The 21,113-nt window shown below is 70.0% G+C and carries 22 protein-coding genes; 7 read left to right on the plus strand and 15 right to left on the minus strand.

The features are described 5' to 3' along the window. Window positions 1-6: 6 nt before the first annotated feature. The 6 genes from E1B00_RS13215 to E1B00_RS13240 all read right to left on the minus strand — a co-directional run bounded on the left by E1B00_RS13215 (window position 7) and on the right by E1B00_RS13240 (window position 4,464). Window positions 7-282, minus strand: a complete 276-nt coding sequence (locus E1B00_RS13215) for a hypothetical protein (RefSeq protein WP_139449532.1) — start codon at window positions 280-282, stop codon at window positions 7-9. 3 nt (window positions 283-285) lie between these two features. Next, a complete protein-coding gene (locus E1B00_RS13220; protein ID WP_139449534.1) occupies window positions 286-903 on the minus strand; it encodes a hypothetical protein in 618 nt (205 codons plus the stop codon). A gap of 104 nt (window positions 904-1,007) precedes the next feature. After that, window positions 1,008-1,448 carry a PA2169 family four-helix-bundle protein gene (locus E1B00_RS13225; RefSeq protein WP_139449536.1) on the minus strand — a complete coding sequence of 147 codons (441 nt, stop codon included), beginning with the start codon at window positions 1,446-1,448 and terminating at the stop codon, window positions 1,008-1,010. Between the two features lie 135 nt (window positions 1,449-1,583). Then, on the minus strand, window positions 1,584-2,258 hold the full coding sequence (locus E1B00_RS13230) for an FAD-dependent oxidoreductase (RefSeq protein ID WP_139449538.1): 675 nt from the start codon (window positions 2,256-2,258) through the stop codon (window positions 1,584-1,586). Window positions 2,259-2,268: 10 nt separating this feature from the next. Then, entirely contained in the window at window positions 2,269-3,921 is a 1,653-nt protein-coding gene (locus tag E1B00_RS13235) for an ABC1 kinase family protein (protein WP_139449541.1), read from the minus strand. A 93-nt stretch (window positions 3,922-4,014) separates the two neighbouring features. Further along, on the minus strand, window positions 4,015-4,464 hold the full coding sequence (locus tag E1B00_RS13240) for a hypothetical protein (protein ID WP_139449543.1): 450 nt from the start codon (window positions 4,462-4,464) through the stop codon (window positions 4,015-4,017). A 302-nt stretch (window positions 4,465-4,766) separates the two neighbouring features. Here E1B00_RS13240 and E1B00_RS13245 point away from each other — a divergent pair, with 302 nt between their 5' ends. From E1B00_RS13245 to E1B00_RS13255, 3 genes are read left to right on the plus strand one after another with little or no spacing between them, the layout of a single operon-like run. Beyond that, entirely contained in the window at window positions 4,767-6,149 is a 1,383-nt protein-coding gene (locus E1B00_RS13245) for a sigma-54-dependent transcriptional regulator (protein ID WP_139449545.1), read from the plus strand. Window positions 6,150-6,186: 37 nt separating this feature from the next. Beyond that, entirely contained in the window at window positions 6,187-6,384 is a 198-nt protein-coding gene (locus E1B00_RS13250) for a hypothetical protein (protein WP_139449547.1), read from the plus strand. A 13-nt stretch (window positions 6,385-6,397) separates the two neighbouring features. Continuing rightward, complete coding sequence (locus E1B00_RS13255; RefSeq protein WP_176693258.1) at window positions 6,398-9,760, plus strand: PAS domain S-box protein; 3,363 nt, start codon at window positions 6,398-6,400, stop codon at window positions 9,758-9,760. A gap of 138 nt (window positions 9,761-9,898) precedes the next feature. Here E1B00_RS13255 and E1B00_RS13260 read toward each other — a convergent pair whose 3' ends face one another. Both E1B00_RS13260 and E1B00_RS13265 read right to left on the minus strand, forming a co-directional pair. Beyond that, complete coding sequence (locus E1B00_RS13260) at window positions 9,899-10,759, minus strand: SDR family oxidoreductase (RefSeq protein WP_139449550.1); 861 nt, start codon at window positions 10,757-10,759, stop codon at window positions 9,899-9,901. A gap of 28 nt (window positions 10,760-10,787) precedes the next feature. Then, window positions 10,788-11,003, minus strand: a complete 216-nt coding sequence (locus E1B00_RS13265; protein ID WP_139449552.1) for a hypothetical protein — start codon at window positions 11,001-11,003, stop codon at window positions 10,788-10,790. Between the two features lie 275 nt (window positions 11,004-11,278). Here E1B00_RS13265 and E1B00_RS13270 point away from each other — a divergent pair, with 275 nt between their 5' ends. From E1B00_RS13270 to E1B00_RS13280, 3 genes are read left to right on the plus strand one after another with little or no spacing between them, the layout of a single operon-like run. Further along, on the plus strand, window positions 11,279-12,253 hold the full coding sequence (locus E1B00_RS13270) for a BON domain-containing protein (RefSeq protein WP_139449554.1): 975 nt from the start codon (window positions 11,279-11,281) through the stop codon (window positions 12,251-12,253). A gap of 8 nt (window positions 12,254-12,261) precedes the next feature. After that, window positions 12,262-12,600: a hypothetical protein gene (locus E1B00_RS13275; protein ID WP_139449556.1), complete on the plus strand. Its 339-nt coding sequence runs from the start codon at window positions 12,262-12,264 to the stop codon at window positions 12,598-12,600. Continuing rightward, window positions 12,597-12,830, plus strand: a complete 234-nt coding sequence (locus tag E1B00_RS13280) for a hypothetical protein (protein ID WP_139449558.1) — start codon at window positions 12,597-12,599, stop codon at window positions 12,828-12,830. The genes E1B00_RS13275 and E1B00_RS13280 overlap by 4 nt, the downstream gene beginning before the upstream one ends. A 3-nt stretch (window positions 12,831-12,833) precedes the next feature. On the opposite strand, the gene E1B00_RS13285 is transcribed toward E1B00_RS13280, so the two are convergent. The 6 genes from E1B00_RS13285 to glnA form a co-directional block, all read right to left on the minus strand. Continuing rightward, a complete protein-coding gene (locus E1B00_RS13285; RefSeq protein WP_139449560.1) occupies window positions 12,834-13,637 on the minus strand; it encodes a helix-turn-helix transcriptional regulator in 804 nt (267 codons plus the stop codon). 102 nt (window positions 13,638-13,739) lie between these two features. Next, a complete protein-coding gene (locus E1B00_RS13290; RefSeq protein ID WP_139449563.1) occupies window positions 13,740-14,627 on the minus strand; it encodes a nuclear transport factor 2 family protein in 888 nt (295 codons plus the stop codon). Window positions 14,628-14,645: 18 nt separating this feature from the next. Continuing rightward, a complete protein-coding gene (locus E1B00_RS13295; protein WP_139449564.1) occupies window positions 14,646-14,912 on the minus strand; it encodes a zinc ribbon domain-containing protein in 267 nt (88 codons plus the stop codon). A 9-nt stretch (window positions 14,913-14,921) separates the two neighbouring features. Then, entirely contained in the window at window positions 14,922-15,527 is a 606-nt protein-coding gene (locus tag E1B00_RS13300; RefSeq protein WP_139449566.1) for a TetR/AcrR family transcriptional regulator, read from the minus strand. Continuing rightward, entirely contained in the window at window positions 15,524-16,474 is a 951-nt protein-coding gene (locus E1B00_RS13305; RefSeq protein ID WP_139449568.1) for a winged helix-turn-helix domain-containing protein, read from the minus strand. The genes E1B00_RS13300 and E1B00_RS13305 overlap by 4 nt, the downstream gene beginning before the upstream one ends. 176 nt (window positions 16,475-16,650) lie before the next feature. Then, window positions 16,651-18,060 carry a type I glutamate--ammonia ligase gene (gene glnA, locus E1B00_RS13310; protein ID WP_139449570.1) on the minus strand — a complete coding sequence of 470 codons (1,410 nt, stop codon included), beginning with the start codon at window positions 18,058-18,060 and terminating at the stop codon, window positions 16,651-16,653. A 217-nt stretch (window positions 18,061-18,277) separates the two neighbouring features. Here glnA and E1B00_RS13315 point away from each other — a divergent pair, with 217 nt between their 5' ends. Beyond that, window positions 18,278-19,072, plus strand: a complete 795-nt coding sequence (locus E1B00_RS13315; RefSeq protein ID WP_139449572.1) for an undecaprenyl-diphosphate phosphatase — start codon at window positions 18,278-18,280, stop codon at window positions 19,070-19,072. Window positions 19,073-19,093: 21 nt separating this feature from the next. Here the strand turns inward: E1B00_RS13315 and E1B00_RS13320 are convergent, their stop codons facing one another. Then, window positions 19,094-21,112, minus strand: a complete 2,019-nt coding sequence (locus tag E1B00_RS13320) for a tetratricopeptide repeat protein (RefSeq protein ID WP_176693261.1) — start codon at window positions 21,110-21,112, stop codon at window positions 19,094-19,096. Between the last annotated feature and the right edge of the window lies 1 nt (window position 21,113).

Raw genomic sequence — 21,113 nt, forward strand, 5'->3', positions numbered from 1 at the left:
GAACGGCTACTGGCCGCCGCCGCCGGCCGCCCGCCGGCGGTTGCGCCGGTAGATCAGCTGGCCGGCGATGGCGGTCAGGCACAAGGCCGAATTGGTAGTCAGGAATACCCAGTTCTGCAGCAGCCAGCTGTAGAGCGCGAAGCCGGCGCTGGCCGATAGCTGGCCGACGAACAGCCACGAGGACACGCCCTCGGTGCTGCCGCTGCGCCACTGCACCACGACCTGGCGGACCAGCGTCGCCAGCAGCACCGCCGACGCCAGCCAGCCGATCGCTTCGGCCACGGACTAGTGCTTCTTGAGCATCTCGTCGCGGGCCTGCTCGGCGCGCGAGGCGCCGATCTTGGTCTCCACGTGCTTGACCTCCTCCGGCGGCGGCAGCACCGCCGGCAGGCCCAGCGACTGGATCCACAGCTCGCGGGTCCAGCCGGTGGTGTGCAGCAGGTGGTGGTGTTCGTCCTTGGCGACGGCGTCGTAGGCCTGCTGCAGCACTTTGGTCTCGTCGCCCGAGCCCTTCTCGGCCAGCAGGCCGATCAGCTCCCAGTTCTGGTGGTCCTTGGTCTCGGCCAGCACGACGCATTCGCCGGCCACCAGCTGCGCGGCTTCGGCATCGGCGGACTCGCGCGCCATTTCGATGGCCTGCACCAGCGACTTGCCGATATGCGCCACCACCTCGCGTCCCGGCGAACGCTGCTCGGGGTCGAGCCCGACCTGTTCGAACACGTTGATCAGCACCTCGTGGTGGCGGCGGGTCTGCTCGAGATATTCCTGCCACTCCTCGCGCAGGTCGTCGTTGACCGCGCATTCGATCGCCGCGGTGTAGACCTCGATGCCACCGAGTTCGGTTTCCAGCGCCTGCAGCAGCAGTTCCTCGAGCTGGGCGCGGTCGTACTTCTTCTTGGCCATGACGGTTCCTTGGTGGTGGGGGGATCGCGGTGGGCGCCCCGGACGAGGCGTCCGGGGCGCCGCCGCGGGGACCGGCGGGGGAGGAAATCCGGTCCCAGGGGGACTCAGCGCCCGGTCGTGCGCTGCAGAGCGCGCAGGCTGTCGTGCATCTGTTCGACCTCGGGCAGGTAGCTGGCCGCCAGTTCGCGCACGCGCTGCGGCTGGTCCTGGGCGGTGGCGTCGCGGAAGGCGGCGACGATGCGGTCCTCCTGCTCTTCCAGCGCGGCGATGAAGCTGGCTTCCGAATCGCTGGCCAGGCGCGCGCGCAGGTCGGCATAGGACTGGCGGAAGCTGCCGAGCCAGGAGCCGTGCCCCGCGGGCTCGTCGCCGTTGCGCGCCACTTCGGCGCGCAGGTCGGCGGCGATGGTTTCCTTGAGGTGGCGGACGCGCTGGAACAGCTCGATGTGCGCCGCGCTGGTGCTGCGCTCGGCGGCCAGGCCGAAAAAGGCGATGCCGTCGTTCAGCGCTTCGACCAGTTCGTTCAGGGTGGCGGAGGGGCGGGTCATGGCGAATCTCCTGGATGACCCGTGCAACGCTGCAGCTTCCGTGCCACGGTACGCGCGCGCGGAAATCCATTCCCGGCTCGGGCGTGTTTTCCGTGCCCGCGCACGCGAGGCCGGTCGCGCGCGCGACGCCGCGGTTCAATGCCGGTTCGGCGGCAGCGCACGGTGGATCGCCGTCGCCGCGACGGCCGCTTCCGCCATCGCCACCGCCACCTCGCTCAGGCCCGCGACCACATCGCCCGCGGCGTAGAGGCCGGGCACGCACGTGCTTTGGCGGATGTCCACTTCCAGGTGGCCGTCGCCGGCACGGCGCGCGCCCAGCGCCACCGCCAGGTCGACGGGAACCCGCGCGAAGCGGATCGCCTGCATCGTGTCGACGACGGGCGCCGGCGCGGCGGCGGCGTGCAGCCACACGCGCGGGTGCCCGCGCCGCAGCGGCAGCGGACACGCCACCGTCTGCGGTTCGATCGCACCGGTGGCGATCAGCACGCAGCGCGCGCGCACCAGCACGCCGTCCACTTCGGCCACGAAGCCCAAGCCGTCGCGGGCCAGGGTCTCGACCACGCCGCGGCAGACGACGACGCCGGCGGCTTCGGCCTGGCGAAGGATCCGCTCCAGCAGCCGCGATCCGGGCTGCGCGCCCGGCACGCCCGGGCCCCGGCGCGGATGCCGCGGGCGCTGCCCGCGCGTCTCGCCGCGATCCACCACACAGGCCTGGCGGCCGTAGCGCGCGAGATTGGTCGCCGCGACCAGCCCGGCCGGTCCACCGCCAACGACCAGGCAATCCATGCGGCTGGCCGGCAGCGCGTTCATCGGCCGCCGGCTACAGCGGATCCTTCTCGTGCCGCGGCTGGGTGCGGCGGTCGCCGAGCAGCGAACTGATCACCAGTCCGGCGCCGAGACCGGCCGCGACCAGGAACATCAGCAGGGCCAGCACCGGATAACCCAGCAGGGTGCGCGAGGTCGGGATGTCCATGATCAGGGCCGCGCCGACGATCATCGCCGCGGCGATCACGCCGGCGGTGACGCGGTTGGCGATCTTCTGGATGCTTTCGATCAGGCGCGACTCCTCGAGCCCGGCGACATGGATGCGGAAGCGGTTGTCGGCCAGCGTGCGCAGCAGCACCGACAGCCGCTGCGGCGCGTCGCGCACCAGCTCCTGCATGTCGAACAGGTCGGTGGCCAGGCGCGAGAGGTCGAGCCCGGCGGCCGCGCGCTGGCGGAACAGGTGGTCGCGGTGCTCGCTCAGCGCCTGCTTCATGGACGCGCCCGGGTCGAGCGCGAGCGCCACCGATTCCAGGTTGAGCAGGGTCTTGCCCAGGATCGCCAGCTCGGCCGGCGGCCGCAGTCCGGCCTCGGCGCCGATGCGGATCAGGTCCATCAGCACCGAGCCTTCGGACTCGGCCACGCCGGCGCTGGAGTAGCGGGCGACGCGGCGGCCGATCTCGCGGGTGAAGCGGGCTTCGTCGAAATCCTCCAGCCGCGTGCCCATGTGCGCGAACGTTTCCGCCACCTGCTCGCCGCGTCCGTCCACCGTGGCCACCACCAGCTTGAGCAGCTGGTCGCGCATGCGCGGCGGCACGTAGGCCACCATGCCCAGGTCGAGCAGGATCAGCTCGTGCTCGGGCGTCAGCACCATGTTGCCGGGGTGCGGGTCGGCGTGGATCAGGCCGTGCACGAAGATCTGGTCCAGGTAGGCGCGGCCCAGCTCGTTCGCCAGCGCGCCCAGGTCGGCTTCCGGCCGGGCGACATCGGGAATGGCGGTGACGCGGATGCCTTCGGCCAGGTCCATCGTCAGCAGGCGGCGCGTGCTGTAGTCGCGCACCGGCGCCGGCACGTGGATGCGGGCATAGGGCGCCAGGTTCTCGCGGAAGGCGTCGAGGTTGTCGGCTTCCTGGCCGTAGTCGAGTTCGGTCATCACCGAGGTGCGGAACTCGTCGAGCCATTCGCGGAAGCCGTAGCGGCGGCCGACGCCGGTGACCAGGCCCAGCGAGGCGATCAGCCGCCCGATCGACGACAGGTCGTTCTCCACCTGCTCGGCCAGCTGCGGGCGCTGCACCTTCACGGCCACGCGCCGGCCGCTGGGCAGCACGGCGGCGTGCACCTGGGCGAAGGAGGCGGTGCCGATGGGCACCGGTTCCAAGGTCTGGAAAACTTTACGCGCCGCCAGGCCCAGTTCGGCTTCGATGCGCTCGAGCACCTGCTCGAAGGGCATGGGCGTGGCCTGGTCCTGCAGCCGCGACAGCGCCACGAGGTAGTCGGGCGGCACCAGGTCGGGGCGCGTGGACAGCATCTGCCCGATCTTGACGAAGGTCGGGCCGAGCTTCTCGAGGTCGGCGGCGAACTCCTCGGCTTCCGGCGACGTCTCCGGACCGCCGGGCGCGCTGGCGCCGGGCGGCCGCGACTTGAACAGCGGCGAGCTGCGGTGCTTGAGCAGGAAGGCGGACAGGGACGACAGTTTCGCGCCTTCGCTCATCGGGATCTCCAGTGACGCCCCGTCGGTCGACGGGGCATCGGGTGGGTCAGCGCGGCGCACCGCGGCAGGACGGCGTGGCGCCGGCGCGGGAACTCAGCCGTCGGTGTCGGCCGGCGGCGGGCCTTCGGCCGGGACGGCTTCGCGCACGGCCTGGCTGCGGCGCAGTTCGGCGTCGGCGACGGCCTTGTCGTACACCGCCTCGGCGGTGTCCTTGCAGGCGTCGCGCGCGTCGCCGGTCATGGCCTCGCACTTCTCCTGCTCCACGTCTAGCGTGGATTTGGCCTTGGCGACCGCGACGTCGTAGTCGGCATCGGCCTTGTCGTCGCGCGGATCGTAGGTGCCCATCACCGGGCCGGTGTCGGGATTGACGCTGGCGTCGGCGGCGTCACGACGGGCGTCGGCGCGGTCGGCCTCGGCTTCGCGAACCTCTTGCGCACCTTCGGCGCGCGCCTCGGCGACGTCTTCGGCGGTTTCCTGCGGGGTTTCGCGGCAGGCCGAAAGCGCCAGCAGGACCAGGGCAACGGGAATCAGGGTGTTCTTCATGGGTTGCTCCGCGATGGGGGTGGCAGGCTCGGCATGGAAAAAGTGCGGACCCTGCCGGTGACAGGGAGCGCCAGGGGAAGCGCGGCAGCCCCGGACAGGGTCCGTGGAGAAAGGCTCTTCTCCAATAGCCGATCGGTGGACGGGGGTCCGGGGGAAAGGAAGCAAGAGCGGTGCCAGCGGCCGCGCCGTCGGTAAGTTTTACCGGCCCGGAAAGGCTTTCCTGGTCGCGGCGGGAATCGGCGGTTTTTTTAACTGTGGGTTAACCGTTGAGGTGCACACTACGGCTCCGTCGGAGGCTGCCCATGACCGAGCAACAGACACTGTTCATCGTCGACGACGACGTTGGATTCGTTCACGCCGCCGCCGAGCTGGCGCGCGAGCAGGGTTTCATCATCACCGTGGCCGGCAGCGTCGAACAGGCGCTGACGCGGCTCAAGGACACCAGCTTCGACGTCGCGCTGATCGACCTGTCGCTGCCCGACGGCAGCGGGCTGGAGCTGCTCGAGCACCTGGACCTGGGCGGAAGCACCCAGGTCATCCTGATCACCGGCCATCCCACCGTGGAATCGGCGCTCAAGGCGATGCACCTGCCGATCGTCGACTACGTGGTCAAGCCGCTGCGCGCGGCCCAGTTCACCGACCTGCTGCAGTCGGCGGCGAAGCAGCGCCGCGTGGTCGGCACGCAGGGCGAACAGTGGCACGGCCTGGCCGGGCCCTCGGCGGCGATGGCCGACGTGCGCCAGCAGATCTGCCGCGTGGCGCCGACCGACGCTTCGGTGTTCATCGAAGGCGAAAGCGGCGTGGGCAAGGAGCTGGTGGCCGGCGCGATCCATGCCGAGAGCGGACGCACCGGACCCTTCGTCGCGCTCAACTGCGGCGCCGTGCCGGCCGAACTGCTCACCAGCCAGCTGTTCGGGCACGAGCGCGGCAGCTTCACCGGCGCCAACAGCCGCCACGTCGGCCTGTTCGAGCAGGCGCAGGGCGGCACCCTGTTCCTGGACGAGCTGACCGAGATGCCGATCCACCTGCAGGTGCACCTGCTGCGCGCGCTCGAGACGCGGACCATCCGCCGGGTCGGCGGCAGCGAGGACATCCCGGTGGACGTGCGGGTGATCTCGGCCACCAACCGGCCGCATGCCGAGGCGATCGAGGCGGCGAAGCTGCGCGAGGACCTGTACTACCGGCTGGCCGAATTCCCGATGACCCTGCCCTCGCTGCGCGAGCGGCCGGAGGACGTGCTGCCGATCGCCGACCTGTTCCTGCAGCGCCTGAACGAGCGCTACGGCACCCGCCGCGCACTGTCGAAGGAAGGCGCCGACCGCCTGCAGCGCTACAGCTGGCCGGGCAACATCCGCGAGCTCAAGAACATCATCCAGCGCTCCTACATCCTGGCCGACGGCGACCTGATGACGCCGACCCTGCCCACCGGCAACGCACGCCCGCTGGCGGAAACCGAAAGCACAATCACCTTCGCGGTCGGAACGCCCATGCACGAGATCGAAAGGCGCATGCTGTTCAAGACCCTGGCCTTCTTCGAGAACAACAAGGCCAAGGCCGCGCAGGCCCTGGGCGTCACCACCAAGACCATCTACAACCGCCTCACCGCCTACCAGTCGTCCAACGAACCCAGGGAGCGCACCGATGAACGCCCCGACACGCCGTCTCGATGCGAAACCGGCACCTGAAGGCCTGGCGGTGTCGCGCCCGCCACCGGGTGAGCTGGTGACGATCCCTCGCCAGGAGCTGCAGGCCCTGGTGCACGACATCCGCAACCACCTCAATTCCATGCTGATGAACGCCGGAGTTCTGGCGGTGCAAAGCCGCGCCAATCCGTCGTCGGCCCGCCATGCCGCCCAGCTCGAGGACGACGGCGAGAAATGCGCCCAGGCGCTGCGGAACCTGTCCGACCGCTATCTGTGACCGCGGCGGGCGAATGAGCTTCCCCGAGTTCTTCCGCACGCTCAGCCAGCCCATCAGCCGACTCAGCCTCACCGGGTGGCGGGCCTATGTCTTCGCCGCCGCGATGATCCTGGGCGCGGTGGTCGTGCGCTGGGCGCTGCCCGAGGGCCTGGGCTCGCGCGTGCCCTTCCCGACCTTCTTCCTGGCCGTGTTCCTGTCGGCCTGGGTCGGCGGCTGGCGCGCCGGCCTGCTGGCCTCGGCGCTCACCATCGTCTGCGGCGTCACCGTCTTCCCGATCACCCGTCCGCCCTGGGACTGGCGCGACCTGGTTGCGCTGGGCTTCGTGTTCGCGGTCTGCGTGGTGGGCGCCTACGCCTGCGCGCGGCTGCGCGCGTCCACCGACGTGATCGAGAAGGACCGCGGCTGGTACGAACGCATCCTCGACCGCGTCGGCGAGGCGGTGCTGGTGGTGGACGACGCTGGCCGCCTGCGCTATTTCAACAGCCACGCCGCCGGCCTCTGGGCGCTGGACGCCAGCCACCTCGACCGTGACGTCGGCCTGGCGGTGGTGCTGTGGCACGAGGGCCGCGACGCGCCCTTCGACGGCCTGGGCGAGCTGATCCGCGACAACGAGGGCAGCTGGGAGCTTCCGCTGGGGCTGGAGGTGCGCGCCGGTGCGCGGCGGGTGCCGGTCGTCGGCAGCGTCTCGCGCGTCCGCGACCCCGACTACGGCGACGCGGCCGTGGTGTCGGTGCAGGACATCCACGCCCTGCGCGAGGCCACGCGCCGGATCGAGGCGACCGAGCGGCGCATGCGTGCGCTGTTCGACTCCGACATCGTCGGCCTGTTCAGCATCGATGGCCGCGGCCGCATCAGCGCCATGAACGACGGCATGCGCCGCTTGCTGGGTTACGGCGCCGACGCCGGCTCGCCGGAGGCGCTGGCGCAGATCGCCGACGAGGACCTGCTGTCGCAGCTGGGCGTCGACGGCACCGAAAACGCGATCGCCTTCGGTCCCTTCGACTGCCGGCTGTCGGGCCCCTCGGGTGAAGTGTGGGTGTCGCTGGGCGTGGTGCCGATCACGCCGCGCGAGCGCATGGTCTTCGCCATCGACATCGGCGCCCGCAAGCGCGCCGAAAGCGCGGTGGACAGCAGCGAGGCGCGCTTCCGGCAGCTGGCGGAGGCGTCCGCGGCAGTGGTCTGGCAGGCGCGGGCCTCGGGCGCGCTGACCGCGCAGATCGGCTGGAGCGAATTCACCGGCGCGCCGCCGCTGGCCTCGTTCGACCAGTGGCCCGACTGGGTGCACCCGGCCGACCAGGACGCGGCGCGGCAGCTCGTGCAGGCGCTGCACACCCAGCGCGACGGCGTCGAGGCCGAGCTGCGCTTCCGCCATGCCTCCGGCGACTACCGCCATGTCGGCGTGCGCGGCGTGGTGCTCGACGGTCCGGCCACCGGCGCCATCGAATGGATCGGCACCCTGCGCGACATCCACCAGCGCCGCCAGGCCGAGGAGGCGCTGGCCTCGAAGGAAGTCGAGCTGCGCCTGATCCTCAACGCCATGCCGGCGCGCATCGCCTACATGGATGCGGACGCGGTGTTCCAGTGGGCCAACGGCAACTTCACCCAGTGGTTCGGGGTTGCCGGCGACGTCAAGGGCCGGCCGCTGGCCGAGGTGCTGCCGCCCGACGCGGTGTCCACGCTCTACCGCTCGCTGCAGGTGGCGCGGCGCGGTTTCGTCAGCCAGCAGGAGTGGCTGGAGAATCACCCCACGCTGGGCCTGCGCTGGACCACGACCACGTTTTCGCCGGACCTGGACGAACGCGGGCGCGTGCGCGGCGTGATCAGCCTGTGCATGGACAGCACCGACCGCCACGAGGCCGAGGACGCGCTGCGGCGCAGCGATGCCGAACACCGCACCCTGGCCGAGAACGTGCCGCACATGGTCTGGATGTCCGACGCCGAGGGCCGGCTGCAGTACTGCAACGCGCGCTGGCACGAGTTCACCGGCCAGGACTCCAGCGGCCGCTGGACCGACCCGGCGCACCCCGCGGACCGCCAGGCGGCCGAAGCGGCGCTGCAGCAGGCCGCGCAGTCGCGCACCGAGCTCAACATCGAAGTGCGCTACTGCCGCGCCACCGACGGCGCCTTCCGCTGGCACCTGGTGCGGGCGCTGCCCCTGCTCGATGGCGAGGACCGCGTACTGCGCTGGTACGGCACCTGCACCGACATCGAGGACCAGCGCATCGCCCAGGAGACGCTGCGCGAGGCGCATTCGCGCACCACGCATTTCCTGGCCACGCTCAGCCACGAGCTGCGCAATCCGCTGGCGGCGCTGATGGCCAGCGTCGAGGTGCTCGAGCACGCTGCGCTGGACGAGAACCGCCGCTTCGAGGTCCGGCAGGCGATCCAGCGCCAGGCGTGGCACCTCAAGCGCCTCACCGACGACCTGCTCGACATCTCGCGCATCACCCTGGGCAAGATCCAGATCAGCAGCGACACCATCGACCTGCGCGAGGTCTGCCAGCACGTGTGCCGGGACTTTTCCGAGAAGGCCCAGCGCCACGAGGTCGAACTGGACTGCGACGTGCCCGACGATCCGATCCTGGTCAACGGCGACCCTTCGCGCATCCGCCAGTGCGTGGACAACCTGGTGTCGAACGCGATCAAGGCCAGCATGCCGGGCATGCGCGTGCACGTCTCGACGCGCGTGGCCGAACGTTTCGCCGAGATCATCGTGCGCGACGAAGGCGTGGGCATCGAGCAGGACGCGAAGGCGACGATCTTCCTGCCCTTCTCGCAGGCCGACGACTGGCGCAACCGGGGCCTGGGCCTGGGCCTGAGCATCGTCAGCAAGCTGGTGGAGCTGCACGGCGGCTCGGTCTGGGTGGACAGCGACGGCCGGCACTGCGGCGCCACCTTCGGTATCCGGCTGCCGGTGGCCAAGGGCGGCGCGGCGGCTTCCGCCGCGCCGCCGGCGGACGAGCCGGCCCGGTCGGCCGAGAGCCTGGTCGGCAAGGTGTTGATCGTCGAGGACGAAACCGACAACGCGGTCGCGCTGCAGTACCTGCTGGCGCTGGAGGGGCACGACGTGTCGGTGGCCGAGGACGGCGTCGCGGCGATCGCGCTGGCCGAATCGCTGCGGCCGGACGTGGTGATCTGCGACCTCGGCCTGCCGCCGCCGCTGGACGGTCTGCAGGTGGCGAAGCGCCTGCGCGCGGCGCGCGGCGACGACATCCATCTGTGCGCATACAGCGGCTACGGCTCGCGCGAGGACGTGGCGCGCTCGCTGGCGGCGGGCTTCGACACCCATCTCACCAAGCCGGCGACGCCGCGGGCGATCGCCGCCGAGATCCTGCGCGGGTTGGGGCGGGTAATGGCTTCGCGAAGCGGCAAATAGTCGCGCCCGCGGCCGGACTGGCACCGACCTTGCAGCCTTCTCCCGGAGGGCGGTGCCTGCGGCCCGCGCTCCGCGGCGCGCCGGCTACCGGCGGCCGTGGCCCCCGGGGCGGCGTTCGAGGCCGCCCCCGGGGCAACTTCAGGTGGACAGGTGGGCGCCGCCGTTCACGTGCAGGATCTGCCCGGTGATGAAGCTGGCGTCTTCGCTGGCCAGGAAGACGAAGGCCGGCGCGATCTCCGCCGGCTGGCCGGCGCGGCCGACCAGGGTGTCGGAGCCGAAGCTCGCGACCTTCTCCGCGTCGAAGCTGGCCGGGATCAGCGGCGTCCACACCGGCCCCGGCGCGACCGCGTTGACGCGGATGCCGCGGTCGGCGACGGCCTGGGCGAAGGACAGCGTCATCGCATTGATCGCGCCCTTGGTGCCGGCGTAGTCGAGCAGGGTCTTGTGGCCGCGCACGCCGGTGATCGAACTGGTGTTGAGGATCACGCCGCCACGCCCGAGATGGTCCAGCGCCGCCACGGTCGCCATGTAGTAGGTGAGCACGTTGGTGTCGAAGGTCTCGCGCACCTGGTCTTCGTCCAGTTCGGCGGGATCCTCGACCGGATGCTGCTCGGCGATGTTGTTGACCAGGATGTCCAGGCCGCCGAGGCGCCGGGCCGCCTGCGCCACCGCTTCGGTGGCCGCACCCGCAAGCGCGAGATCGCCGGGCATCCGCAGGCAGCGCCGGCCTTCCTTCTCCACCAGGCGTGCGGTCTCGCGCGCGTCGGCGTCCTCTTCCAGGTAGGCGATGGCGATGTCGGCGCCTTCGCGGGCGAAGTGCACGGCGATCGCGCGGCCGATGCCGCTGTCGCCGCCGGTGATGAAGGCGCGCCGGCCCTCGAGCTTGCCGCTGCCGCGATAGCCCTCGCGGATGGTGACGGGGCGCGGATGCATCTGCATCTGCTCGCCCGGCTGCGTGTCCTGGTGCTGGGCGGGCTGCAGTTTCTTCTTTTCCTTCATGTGCAGTTCCTTCCTGGCGTGGGGAGCGTCAGTCGCCGACCAGGGAATGCACGCCGGCGTCGAAGTATTCGGCGGGGATGATCCGGCGCGCCTCGGGCGCGACGATCAGCTGTTCCAGGCAGCCCATGGCGGTGGCCGCGAATCCGCCATGGCCTTCGGCCGTGGCGAAGATCACCAGGTGGGCCAGCGCCTCGATCGCATCGGCGGCGGCGTCGGGCAGCATCTGCGCTTCCTTCAGGCTCATGGCGTTCTCCGTCGGGGGACAACGGAGGGCTTGCAGCATCCGTGCCATGCGCGCATGGCCGCAGAACTTCCTGCGCGGCACCGCAATTGCTTCCCCGGGCAACGGAACAGCACGGCAGGCGCCGGCGCGTGAATCCGCCGCCGCGATCCGCATACCGGCGCCAGGAGATTTTTTCCACCTCCGGCGCCGGCGTGGCATGTGCATTGCTTCGTTACCTAAGCGAATGGGTCCCCCGGCTCATTCCATCCCCCCGAGCAAAGCTGAGGAGAGACGTAATGAACCAGCGTTATGGAAATCCGCAGGACGGCCGCAGCCGCAACGAGGACCCCAGCGGCGGCCGTTCCCGCCAGGGCAACGATGAGGGCGACTGGGGCGGCCGTGGCCAGGGCGGCCAGTTCAGCCGCGGCGGCCAATACAACCCCGACGACCAGTACAACGGCGGCGATCGCGGCTACGACGATCCGGGTCGCAACCCCGGTTCGCGCGGCCCCGGCGAACACTACCTGCGCGAATGGGCCGGCCCGGGCGGGCGCGGCGGCCGCCAGGACTACGGCAGTCAGGACTTTGGCGCTGGCCGGGACTATGGCAGCCAGCGTGGTTACGGCAGCCAGGACCCGGGCCGCAGCTACATGACCTCCATGACCTCGGGTTCTCACGGCTACGGCAACCAGGGTTTCGGCAACCAGGGCCACGGCAACCGCAACTACGACAACCAGGGGTATGCCGGCGACCAGGGCGGCGGCTACTACAGCGGCCAGTCGCAGGACGGCCGCCGGGGCTTCGCCCAGGGCCCGCAGAACTTCGGCCAGTACGAAGGCGGCTACGGTGGCGAGGACTTCGGCGGCCCGTCGGGCAGCCAGTCCGGCGCGCAGTACGGAAGCCGCAGCGGCGCCCAGCCGCAGAGCTTCCGCGGCAAGGGCCCGAAGGGCTACAAGCGCTCCGACGAGCGCCTGCAGGAAGACCTCAACGAGCGCCTGATGGACGACGACTACATCGACGCCAGCGACGTGACGGTGCAGTGCCGCGATGGCGTCGTGACGCTGGAGGGTTCGGTGACCGACCGGCGCATGAAGCACCGCATCGAGGACCTGGCCGAACGCTGCCAGGGCGTGCAGGACATCCAGAACCGCATCAGCGTCAAGCGTGGTTCGCAGGGCGGCCGCCCGGACGCCGACGACGAGGATTCCGGCGCGGCCGGCTCCTCGGCCCGCGGCAACGAAGGCTCGAATCAGCCCAAGAAAAAGCACTGAGCCAGGCGGTGCCGCCGTCGCGCGACTCTCTCCGCGCGGCGGCGGCGCTGCGCGAACAGGCGGCGCTCGGCCAGGCGCTGCATGCGCCGGCACACGCCTGGTTCGCGGCCGCGCTGCAGGACGAGCGCGGCGCGCTGTTCGACTGGTCCCGCACCCTGCTGCGCCAGTACCTGCACGACCCCGACCACGACCTTCCCGAGCCCCTGCCCGACGACGACGCCGCGCTGCTGCTCGACACCGTGGATGCGTACCGGCGCTTCGGCGTCGGCGTGTCCGGCCATCTGCCCGCGGCGCTGCAGGCCTGGTACCGCGGGCTGCCGCCGCCTCACCAAGGAGAACCGCCATGAAGACCTGCGACGTCTGCGGCAACGACTACGACAAGACCTTCACCCTGACCCAGGGCGAGCGCACCGGCACCTTCGACAGCTTCGAATGCGCCATCCACGCCTTCGCGCCGACCTGCGCGCACTGCGGCTGCCGGATCCTGGGCCACGGCTCGGAATCGCGGGGCCACTTCTACTGCTGCGCGCACTGCGCGGAACAGGCCGGCGTGCAGGGCCTGGCCGACCACGCCTGAGGCTCAGCCCGGCGCGGCGTCGCGCAGCTGGCGGCAGAAGTCCGCCGTCGCTTCGTCCTCGGGGAAGGCGCATTCGATGCGCAGTTCGTCCAGGGTCACGTCGTGCGGCGTGCCGAAGGTCGTGATGGTGGAGAAGAAGCGCAGCCGGCGCCCGCCCTTGCCGAACACGGTGGTCAGCAGCGGCGCCGGCGAAGCGCCGACGTCGCGCAGGCGCCAGCTGGCGGGCACGCCGGGATAGGCCAGCACGTCGGCCAGCAGCTCGCGCGCCTTCGCATCCGACGGCGCGGCGGCGACTTCGATGTGCAGGTGGCGGATCAGGTCGCGGGCGATCTCCTCCCAGTTTTCCACCGCGGGGCGCAGGCCCTGCGGATCGAAGAACTGGCGGATCATGTTGCCGCTCGCCGGCGCGCGGCCGTCGAGCAGATGGCCGGTGACCCGCGCCGCGGCGTCATTGGCGGCGAGGATGTCCCAATGCCGGTTGAGCAGGAAGGCGGGATAGGGCTCCTGCTGCCGCAGGATCGAGTCGATCGCGCGCCGCACCGCCGCCAGCGCCGGCGTCGCCAGCACCGTCTCGGGGTATTTCGGCGCGAAGCCGGCGGCCACCAGCAGCGCGTTGCGTTCGCGCAGCGGCATTTCCAGCGTGTCGGCCAGGCGCGTGACCAGCTCGCGGCTGGGGCGCGCCTTGCCGGTTTCGACATAGCTGATGTGGCGCGTCGAGACGCCGGCGGCCAGGGACAGGTCGAGCTGGCTCAGGCGCCGCGCTGCGCGCCATTCGCGCAGCAGCCGGCCGATGGGAACCGTGGACATGGGGTCTTGCCAACCGCGGGTCATTCCGCGGCTCCAGCATAGGTCGCGTGGCGTCCGCTGGCGATGACCTGCCAGATCATGGCGGCGGGAACGTGTCCATGCTTATGCGGCGGGCCGGTGCACGGTGATGTGTGCGGCGACGCAGGTCCACCGTCCATCTCTCCTTACCCAGACGTCGGTGTATCGATTGACCCCGGAGCGGCCGTCCTTGAGGAGATAGGCGTTTTCGGCGTGGACCAACGCAACATCGTTGAAGCGGCGGATATTGACCTTGTCCACCGGGAACGCGCTGATTTGCGTGGCGTAGGTAGGTTTCGCGAAATCGGTCAGCGCGACCGCCCTGTCGTAGAAGGATCCGTCGCCGTTCACGACCAAATAGTCTGGCGAAAGGTGCGCGCCGTACCAGGCGACGTCGGCGTCTCGGAACGCTTGCACGTAGCTTTCGTTGAGTTCGCGAAGCGCCGCTGGATCGTCATCGTGATGCCAGGCCCCTTCCCAGGGGCTATCTGGCGTGGCTAATGCCGTCTGCAGCGCAAGCCCGACGCCGGGCAGTATGGATGTACTCTGCGTGCTGACCAACCGCCAACGCGACCCGCTCCATACGTACACTTCGCTGTTGCGGACATTTTCGACTTCGCCGGTCGCGCTGGTGATGCGGGCGGTGGAGTGAAGCAGCGCGACCGGTCCGAACACGCGCACGCGAATATCGTTGTACGAAAGCCCGCGGTGCCGAGACTCTTCGGCCGTCCGCACGAGGAAGGCATCCCGGTCCAGCCACCGTCCATCGTCGGTGGTCTGCAGGAAGTCTGGAGCTACCAGTTCCCTGAAGAAGCGGCTGTCGCCCAGTCGACGGGCATCGGCCATCTTTTGGGTCAACGCGCGCAGTTGTACTTCTGCCAACGCTTCGGTGGGGGCGTCAACGGTGTCGCTGGCTTCGGCGAGAAGTCCGGTGACGACGAGCAGTGGCGCAATCAGGCCGATCGAGTTCATGTCTGTCACCTCATGGGGTCAGTGGCGCTTGGGATCAGCTCGCCACGCCGGCATGGTCGCCAACAGCGCCCTCGCCATTTCCCGAGCCACGCCGGCATCTAGATCCTGCTGGCGGATGAAGTAGTCCGCGTTCGCGCGCAGTACCTCGTCGTAGGGCTTGAGTTCGCCGGAATCGTCGCCGCAGGTGGAGCAGTAAAGCGCTCCGATCCGTCCGCCGGCGAAGTCTTCCGGGGTCCGCATCGGAAAGCCGCAGGATCCGCAGGACGGGCAATAGGGTTCGGACATGGCGGTCTCTCAGGGACGGACGAAGTCGAGGAACTGCGCTTTGAGTTCGGCGCCTCGGGCGCGGATTACGCTGGCATCGGGCGCCAGCAGATCGCGGTTCATCAGGAAGTGGTTCGTCCAAGCGATCCAGAGGTTGGAAAGCGCGGCCGAGCTGCCAGCGCGGACTGTTCCTGTCGCCAGATCGCGTTCATGGGCTTCGCGCAGGCGCCAAGCCACTCCCGCCTGTAGCGCAAAAACCCGCGCCCGCGCCGCGAGCGGAAGAGTCGAGGCTTCCCGGAGAAGGCAGGCATAGAGCACTTCATGTTCCGCCAGAGCGAGCAGATGCGCGTCCAATACTTCGCTCAACGTCGGGGTGTCGCTGGGCATTTCAGCCAGCCGCCGCGACATCTCGCGGCCCACCTCCTCCACGAGTTCGGTTACCAGCGCGTCGCGAGTCTGGAAGTGTACGAATACCGTGCCGTGGGCCTTCCCGGTCTCCTTCGCAATTGCTGCCGTGGTCGTTCCGGCGAAACCATGGACGGCTACCATTCGCAGTCCCGCTTCTAGAAGCTGCCGGCGGGTGTTTTCGCGTTGCCGCTGCCGGCTCTGGCCTCGGGGTGTCGCTTGGATAGTCATGGCTTGTCGCTCAATGAGCTTTTGCTCATTTTAATTGGGGCATGGGTGCAAAGCGCGGTTTGGGTTCCACGCGACAAATCCGGCGCATCCGCCGCAACACTGGACAAGCCAACCGATGTAGGCGGGTGATCGCCAAAGGTCGTGGCATGCTGGACCGACGCAGCGCCGCAGCCGTCAATGTCGGGCACGATGCCAGTGCCCCCCGCTATCACGCCGGTCACGGGCGACACTGGCAGCAAAGCCGTCGCGACATGAAGCAGTGGGTTCGTGGGGAAGCGTTTTAGAAGAACCGCCAGCGGTTCGTCCGGCGCTGGTTCTGACCCCCTACCGCCTTTGACGGACTGCCGATGCGGCAGGGACGCTCGGGCGACATCTTCGATCACGACTAGGGCATTCCCTGCCCCGTAGATGGACGAGATGGGTGGGCCAAGCAGCATCCAGAGGATCGTTGCGCTCATCAGGCCCATGATCCGAGCGGTGCGGCGCCACAGCGCCGGGAGCGCCACCGTCGGCGGATCTGGAGTGACCACTGTCGCCCCCCGGAGTGATTCAGCGTTTTCGAGCGCGGTACGGGCGGACAAGGGAGCCTCGGCGACCGTCGCGCCAGAGGCGAGCCTGCTGACTGGCGCCAGCAGGCGATAACCATGCTTGGGGATGGTCTGGATGTAGTCCTTGCGCTTACGGGCATCGAACGCCTTCCGCAGCACGGCCACAGCCTGGGTCAGCACTTCGTCGTTGGGCAGCGTGCCCGCCCAGACGCGTTCCATCAGCGTCTCTCGGCTCACCACGCGCCCGGCGTGCTCGGCCAGCAGGAGCAACACGCCTTGCGCCTTAACGGTGATGCGAACAGGCGCCCGATGTCCCTTCGCCTCCGAGACTTCCCGGAGGGCCAAATCCACGATGAAGTCGCCTATCCGAAGCCGGTGGTCAGCGCGCCGGCCTGTCATTGAAGAGAGGTGGAACGGGTCATTATCTTAGATGACAACCAACTCACTGAGTTGGTGCTCATTTTATGCCGTGGCTACACAAATGCAAGCCCCCCCCTGGCGCCTGCCCCTATCAAGGCAAAAAAGCGGCCCGGATTTCTCCGGGCCGCGGGCATCCGACGTGATCCGGGGGAGGATCAGATGCCGTAGTACATCGCGTACTCGAGCGGGTGCGTGGCCGCGCGGAACTTGGTCACTTCGCCCATCTTCAGGGCGATGTAGCCGTCGATGAAGTCGTCGCTCATCACGCCGCCGGCCTTGAGGAACTCGCGGTCCTTGTCCAGCGCCTCGAGGGCCTGATCGAGCGAGTGGCAGACGGTCGGGATGTTCTTCTCTTCTTCCGGCGGCAGGTCGTACAGGTCCTTGTCGCTGGGCGCACCCGGGTCGATCTTGTTCTTGATGCCGTCCAGGCCGGCCATCATCAGCGCGGTGAAGGTGAGGTAGCCGGTGTTCATCGGATCCGGGAAGCGGATCTCGATGCGGCGCGCCTTCGGGTTGGACACGTAGGGGATGCGGCAGCTGGCCGAGCGGTTGCGGGCCGAATAGGCCAGCATCACCGGCGCTTCGAAGCCCGGCACCAGGCGCTTGTAGCTGTTGGTGGTGGAGTTGGCGAAGGCGTTGATGGCGCGCGCGTGCTTGAAGATGCCGCCGATGTACCACAGCGCCATCTGGCTCAGGCCGCCGTAACCGTCACCGGAGAACAGGTTCACGCCGCCCTTGGACAGCGACTGGTGCACGTGCATGCCGCTGCCGTTGTCGCCGACCAGCGGCTTGGGCAGGAAGGTGGCGGTCTTGCCGTTGCGGTGGGCGACGTTCTTGATGATGTACTTCATCATCAGCAGCTCGTCGGCCTTCTTCACCAGCGAGTTGAACTTGGTGCCGATCTCGCACTGGCCGGCGTTGGCCACTTCGTGGTGGTGCACTTCCACTTCCTGGCCGGCGGCCATCAGCAGCTTGCACATCTCGGCGCGGATGTCGTGCAGCTGGTCGGTCGGCGCGACCGGGAAGTAGCCGCCCTTCAGGCCCGGACGGTAGCCGCTGTTGCCGCCTTCGTACTTCTTCTTGCTGTTCCAGTGCGCTTCCTCGGAGTCGACCTCGAAGAAGGTGTTGCCCTGCTCGTTGGCCCAGCGAACGGAGTCGAAGATGAAGAACTCGGGCTCGGGACCGAAGAAGGCCTGGTCGGCGATGCCCGACGCCTTGAGGTAGGCCTCGGCGCGCTTGGCGATGCCGCGCGGGTCGCGCGAGTAGCCCTGCATGGTGGCCGGGTCGAGCACGTCGCAGACCAGGATCAGGGTCGGGTCGGCGGTGAAGGGGTCGATCACCGCGGTGTCGGCGTCCGGCAGCAGGACCATGTCGGACTCGTTGATGCCCTTCCAGCCCGAGATCGACGAGCCGTCGAACATCTTGCCGTCCTCGAACAGCGCCGGCTCGATGATCGAGACCGGGAAGGTGACGTGGTGCTGCACGCCGCGCATGTCGGCGAAGCGCAGGTCCACGAACTCGACGCCGTGGTCCTTGATCAGTTTTTCGATATGGGCGAGGGACATGCGAACAGCTCCGGCAGGGTGGGATGGCTCTTGATAGCAAGGCCCGTGCCAGCCTGAGCGGCAATGTAAGTTGTTGATTTTTCGTGCTTCACTCGCCAACGATGACCCGATTTGCCCTGAATCGGGGATACATTATTAATAGATATCCCCGTTATGGTGCATCCGCACTACCCGGGGGCTGACGTATGCTGGCCGCCCCGCACCGCCAACCCCGCCCGTGAACGATCTGCTCTCCGCCCTGCTGCTCGGCATCCTCGAAGGCCTGACCGAATTCCTGCCGATCTCCAGCACCGGCCACCTGCTGATCGCCCAGCACTGGCTGGGCGCGCGTTCGGACCTGTTCAACATCGTCATCCAGGCCGGCGCCATCCTCGCCATCAGCCTGGTGTACCGGCAGCGGATCTGGTCGCTGGCCACCGGGTGGCGCGACGCGGCGTCGCGCGACTACGCGCTCAAGATCGCGGCCGCCTTCGCCGTCACCGCGGTGGTCGGTTTGCCGGTGCGGCTGCTGGGCTGGGAATTGCCGGAAACGGTCGGCCCGGTGGCCTGGGCGCTGATCATCGGCGGCGTGTGGATGCTGCTTGCGGAACGTTTCGCCGAATCGCGGCCGGACTCGACCACGATCACCTGGACCATCGTCGTCGCCGTGGGCCTGGCCCAGGTGCTGGCCGGCGTGTTCCCGGGCACCTCGCGCTCGGCGGCGGCGATCTTCATCGCCATGCTGCTCGGCCTGACCCGCAAGCCGGCCGCGGCGGAGTTCGTGTTCCTGGTCGGCATCCCGACCATGTTCGCGGCCAGCGGCTACGCGCTGCTGGAAACCGTGGGCGAGGGCCGCGCCGGCAGCGAGGACTGGACCGGCCTGGCCGTGGCGTTCGCGGCGGCCACGGTCACCGGCTTCGCGACCGTGCGCTGGCTGCTGGGTTACATCGCCACGCACCGCTTCGCGCCCTTCGCTTGGTACCGCATCGGCCTGGGCGCGGCCCTGCTGCTGGGCCTGCCCGCCGGCAGCTGAGGCCGGCGGAATGCGCGGCGGTCAGTCGGCCGGGTAACCCAGCCGCACCGCGACCGGCGAGAGCCGGGCGAATTCGCCGGCGAAGGCCTGCCGGTACTGGCGCCAGTGGCCCGGCGCGAAACCGAGCGCGCCGTGGCTGACCGCCGCCAGCGGCTCGCCCAGGCCCAGAGCCTGTTCCAGCGCCGCCGCGGCCACGCCGGCGTCGCCGTCGATGCGCACCAGCGAGACCTGGCCCGGGTTCGCCTCGCGGTGTGCGGCCAGGGCCTCCAGGCCCAGGGCCAGCCATTCGGCGGCACGTTCGGGTTCGGCGGCGAAGATGTAGTCCTGGGTGCTGCCCTGGACCATCCAGCTCAGGAAGGCGTCACGCGGATCGGCGACCACGGCCAGCAGGTGGGCGCCGCGCAGGGCCGCCAGGGTGTAGCCGTCGATCTGCGGCAGCCAGTCCACGGCCGTGGCCGGGTCGAGGCCGCGGGCCTGGATGCCGGCGCGCCAGCTGCCGGCATTGCCGGACGCCGGATGGCCGGGCGCGCGCCGGGCCAGGCCGAAGCCGTCGCCGCGCACCATCTGGCCGATGCGGTCGAGCAGCAGGCGCGGGCCGAGCTGGCGCTGCAGCGCCGGCAGCAGGTTGTCCAGGCGCACGCCGGTCGGCGACCACAGCAGGGTGCCGCCGCCGGTCTCGCCCTCGGGCGCGGCGTCGGCGGGCTGCGGCTGCGGCAGCGGATGGGCCGAGGCGACCCGGCGGGCCATCTCGCGCCAGCAGGCCGCGGCTTCGTCATGCCGGCCCAGCTGGTCCAGGGCCAGGCCCTGCCAGGCATAGGCGGTGCGCTGTTCCTGGCCGCTGCGGGCGATCGGCGCCAGGGCCTGCGCCTGCGCGAGCGCGGCGGCCGGGTCGGCGCGGAAGTCGGCGCGCAGCTTCACCAGGCGGCTGGCGAAACGGTTCGGGTCGCGGGCCAGGGCCTGGTCGGCGTAGGCGACGGCCTGGGCGGTGTCGCCGGCGGCTTCGTGGTACTCGGCCAGGAATTCCAGGCAGGCCAGGCTGCCGGGCACGGTGCCGTGCCAGCGCTGCAGCAGGACCAGCGGATCTTCCTGCAGCAGGCCCGAAAGCCAGAGCCGGGCGATCCAGAGGCGGTCGTTGCCCGGCGCCAGCGCCAGGGCGGTCTCGATCCGCGCCAGGGCCTCTTCGCCGCGGTGGCGCTGGACCAGCAGGGGCAGGGCCGATTCGACCACGCGGGTCTGGGCCGGGTGGGCGTCGAGCAGGGCCAGCAGGTCGGCCAGGGCCTCGTCCTCCTGGCCCAGGGCCTGGCGCTGGTCGGCGCGCATGGCGCGGGCGAAGACGTCGTCAGGACGCAGGGCCAGCAGGCGGTCGAGCGCGGCCACGGCCTCGGCGGGTTTGTCCTGGCGGCGGCAGGCTTCGGCCAGGGCGCGCAGGCCGCCCGGGTTGTTCGGCTCCAGGGCCAGGGCGTTGTTGAGCGCCTGCTCGGCGAACGGCCACAGGCCGCGGCCGACATAGGCCATGCCGAGCGCGTGCTGGGCGCCGGCAAGCTGCGGATTGGCCTGCACCGCGGCGGTGAAGCATTTCAGCGCCCGCTCGGCGTCGCCGCCGGCCTGGGCCACGTAGCCTTCGGCCACCAGCACCTGCGGGTGCTCGGCGTCCACGCGCTGGGCCAGGCGCAGGTTGCGCGCGGCCTCGTCGCGGTCGCCCTTGGCCAGGGCCAGGTGCACCAGGGTCAGGTAGGCCGGCAGCTGGTTCGGGTCGGTGGCCAGGGTCTGCTTGAGGCCCTGGGTGGCCGCGGCCACGTCGCCTTCGGACAGGGCCAGCGAGGCCAGGCTGAACTGGTAGGGCGCGCGGTCCGGGGCCAGCTCGACGGCGCGCTCGAAAGCGGCGCGGGCGGTGCCGACGTCGCCGGCGCGCTGGGCGCTCAGGCCGAGCAGGTGCTGGGCGTGGGCGTTTTCGGGTTCGGCGGCCACGGCGGAGCGGGCGGCGGCGAGGGCGGCGGCGGTGTCGCCGCGGCGCAGCGCCTCGGTGATCTGGGCAAGCATG

Source organism: Arenimonas terrae (assembly GCF_006265115.1).
GTDB classification, from domain to species: Bacteria; Pseudomonadota; Gammaproteobacteria; order Xanthomonadales; family Xanthomonadaceae; genus Arenimonas; species Arenimonas terrae.